The 2,829-nt window shown below is 60.1% G+C and carries 5 protein-coding genes; all 5 read right to left on the bottom strand.

Annotated features, from left to right (window positions below; translation table 11 throughout):
- The coding region (locus ACRCSW_RS02775) for a PhzF family phenazine biosynthesis protein (RefSeq protein WP_438702462.1) at positions 1 to 532 on the bottom strand (532 nt) is incomplete at its 3' end.
- Between the two features lie 61 nt (positions 533 to 593).
- Positions 594 to 1,682 carry a serine hydrolase domain-containing protein gene (locus ACRCSW_RS02770; RefSeq protein ID WP_438702461.1) on the bottom strand — a complete coding sequence of 363 codons (1,089 nt, stop codon included), beginning with the start codon at positions 1,680 to 1,682 and terminating at the stop codon, positions 594 to 596.
- Positions 1,675 to 2,031 (bottom strand): VOC family protein, encoded by a 357-nt coding sequence (locus tag ACRCSW_RS02765; protein WP_438702460.1) that lies wholly within the window; start codon positions 2,029 to 2,031, stop codon positions 1,675 to 1,677. Before ACRCSW_RS02765 ends, ACRCSW_RS02770 begins: the two co-directional genes overlap by 8 nt.
- A 101-nt stretch (positions 2,032 to 2,132) precedes the next feature.
- A complete protein-coding gene (locus tag ACRCSW_RS02760; RefSeq protein WP_438702459.1) occupies positions 2,133 to 2,486 on the bottom strand; it encodes a cupin domain-containing protein in 354 nt (117 codons plus the stop codon).
- 95 nt (positions 2,487 to 2,581) lie between these two features.
- Positions 2,582 to 2,829 (bottom strand): dihydrofolate reductase family protein (locus ACRCSW_RS02755; RefSeq protein ID WP_438702458.1); only part of this gene is annotated, 248 nt, incomplete at its 5' end.

Genomic DNA, 2,829 nt, shown 5'->3' with positions numbered 1-2,829 from the left:
CCACCGTACCGGGGTCGCGGACGCGGACGAGCAGGTGCGAAGCGCCAGTGTCGCCTGGGCGAGGGGCTGGCGTTGTCATGATGTCTGATACCTGAAGCCCGAGCGCTCCAGCCAAGGCCGCAAAGTCGTCGAGTGGTGCGGCGAGCTTGAGCGGCGCCTGGCGCATGTGTCCGAAAATTCTGCCGCCGACGGTCGTCAGGACGATTGGCAGAACATCGTCGCCGATTTCCTGATGAAAGGTCTGTGGCGCGTTCAGTGGACCGAGCTTGCCGTCCTCGGCAAGCCACAGCCACGCCCCAAGGGCGTTGTGACCGGCACCAACAACCTCTGCGCCGCTGGCCGTAAAGGAGCGCAGCTTTCGATCCGCCCGCGTGCTTCGCATGATGAAGGTCGTCTCGGCCTGGTTGAATTCCCCCGCAATCTGCTTCATTTGCGCGACCGTGAGGTCGTCGGCATCCTCGACCACAGCGAGAGGATTGCCGCTGAGCGGTTTGTCAGCGAAGACGTCGATAAGGCCTGCGATTAGTTCCATTGCGAAGCGTTCCTTTATTGTGAATGTCTGCAATCCCGATTTCTCTGCGCGGAGGATCGGATCATCCGTCAAAGTCGTAGAGGTGGCGCATGAGGATGCTCATCGCGTCGAACGCGGCTTCGCCCTGGCCTGCTGTGAACAAGATGTCGGCTGTGTCCGCCATGTCGATCCAATGAGCGGAAAAGACGTCGTTCCCGCCGTCATGCCAGTAGATGCGCCCAAGCTCTGGAACATCCAGGACGACCAGCCCATATCCGTAGAAACTCGCACCCCCGCCTTCGTCGATGTGTGGGTGCTGCACGAGGTCCACTAGCTCTGCCGGGACAATCCGCCCTTCGCGGAATGCCTTTCGAAGCGCGATCGTTTCAGGGACCGTCGAAACAAGCCCGCCATTTCCAATCAGGTTCCAGTAGGGCTCGTGATCGCCCCAGCTTGCCTGCCAGATCGCAAGCCCGTCCGAGGTGCGCATGGATTGGCCGGGCTGGTAGACCGCGTCATATCCGGTATTGGCAAAGCCCTCCGGCAGAACCTCCTCGCGCAGATAGGCGTCATAGGACTTTCCCGTCCGGAGCTCGATGGCGGCGGCAAGGACGCTGTAGCCGGCGTTGGAGTAGAGATAGACGGACCCGGGGGGCGAGAGCAGGTCCGTCGCCCAGGCCCGCGCAAGGAAGGCGTCCCGGGTGAGCGGTTCATAGTCATTGCCGAGGGACTCGGGGAATCCGCTGCTATGCGTCAGAAGCTGGTGGATCGTGATGTCGGCCTTGTCCTGCGGAACATCGGAAAAAATGTCCTTGAGCGGCTCGTCGAAGCGCAGGCGGCCCTGTTCGACAAGCTTTGCCACCATGACGCCCGTGACGGTCTTGGTGATCGAATTGATGTCAATCTGGGAGGCCTCGGGCAGAATGCCGTCCGTCGCGAGGCCGCCGAATTCGCGCAGCACTTCTGAACCGCCGTGAGAGATTCCGACAATCGCCGAGAGGTTCTGCGTCTCGATCTCGCGAAACGCGGCGTCCAGACGCGCTTCGAAAGGCGTTTCGCCGGTTTCGGCCTGTGCAGGGGTGCCGATCGTCTCTGGCGCCCAACTGCCGAGAAGGGCCCAGGCCAGAGCGAACCCTGAGGTGAATGCAGCCGTCAAAGCACCCTTACGCATCCGAGGGCTGCCAAAGCTCGATGGGATTGCCCTCCGGATCATGGATCCGGGCGAATGTGCCGACCTCGGAGTTCCATTCGTCCTTCTGGATTGCCTCGATCCCGCTTCCGCGGAGCTGTGCAAGCATCGCCTCCAGATCCGCCACCCTGAAGCAGATCATCCATTGCTGCTCTCTTCGCCCGAAATAGTCAGTGTCCTCCCGGAACGGTGAAAACACCGTCAGGCCGCCTTCCTGAACCCAGGTCTTGTCCGTTATGTCGATACCGAGGTTCTGCTCGTACCATGTGATAAGGGCCTGCGTTTCCTTCGCCCTGAAGAACACGCCACCTATTCCCGTTACCTTCTGCATCTCTTCGATTCCTTATTGGTTGATAGCATGCTTATTTTGCCTACTCCTTACCCGGGAAATTCCGCCTCTACCGGATACCGGGGCTCTCGAACCTGCCGCTGCTAATCCAGATTCGTCTTAATCCATTTATCGCTCAGGTGAATATCCGTCGTGTCCAGCAGGCCCGGCCCGAGGTTTACGAATTTGTGCGGCACTCCAGCGGGGCCAAGCAGTATTTGCCCGGCTTCCGCCTCGATTTCTTCATCGCCAATGGTGAAAAGTGCCCGCCCGGTGCGGATGATGAAGACCTCGTCATAGGGGTGCACATGCAGGCGCGGGCCTTTGCCAACTTCTTCGGTGGCATAAAACAGGACGGTGACGTTCGTGCCGATGTCTTTGCCCTCAAAGTGTCCGTGCCAGAGCCTGTCGTTCTGGGCCCAGTCCGAACGTTTTAGGACAACAGGTTTGCGCGTCACGCTTTCACCTTTTAGTTGGCTGGAGCGTGTCGTGCTCCGCCGTTTCCGAACGACCAGTTTTCTTCTGGACCTCGACCAGACAGATCAGCACGTCCTCAGCCCGTGTCATCATGGCCTCGCATTGGTCTTTCGGCAGGAACCTCGTGCTCGAACCGGGAGTGCAGCCTGACGCACCCGCGTCCGACGTCACCGGCGGAAACCAGTTTCGGGTTCGATCGAAACCCCGTCAGCGGGAAGAGCGGGCGTCCGCCACCCAGCATTTCAGGAATGATGAAAAGCTCGAGTTCGTCGAGAGCACCACTTTCGAGAAAGGCCATTTGCAGTCGCCCGCCGCCGAGCATCC

The sequence above is a fragment of the Tabrizicola sp. genome, assembly GCF_051645465.1.
Lineage (GTDB): Bacteria > Pseudomonadota > Alphaproteobacteria > Rhodobacterales > Rhodobacteraceae > Tabrizicola.
This window is presented reverse-complemented; position numbering and strand designations above follow the sequence as displayed.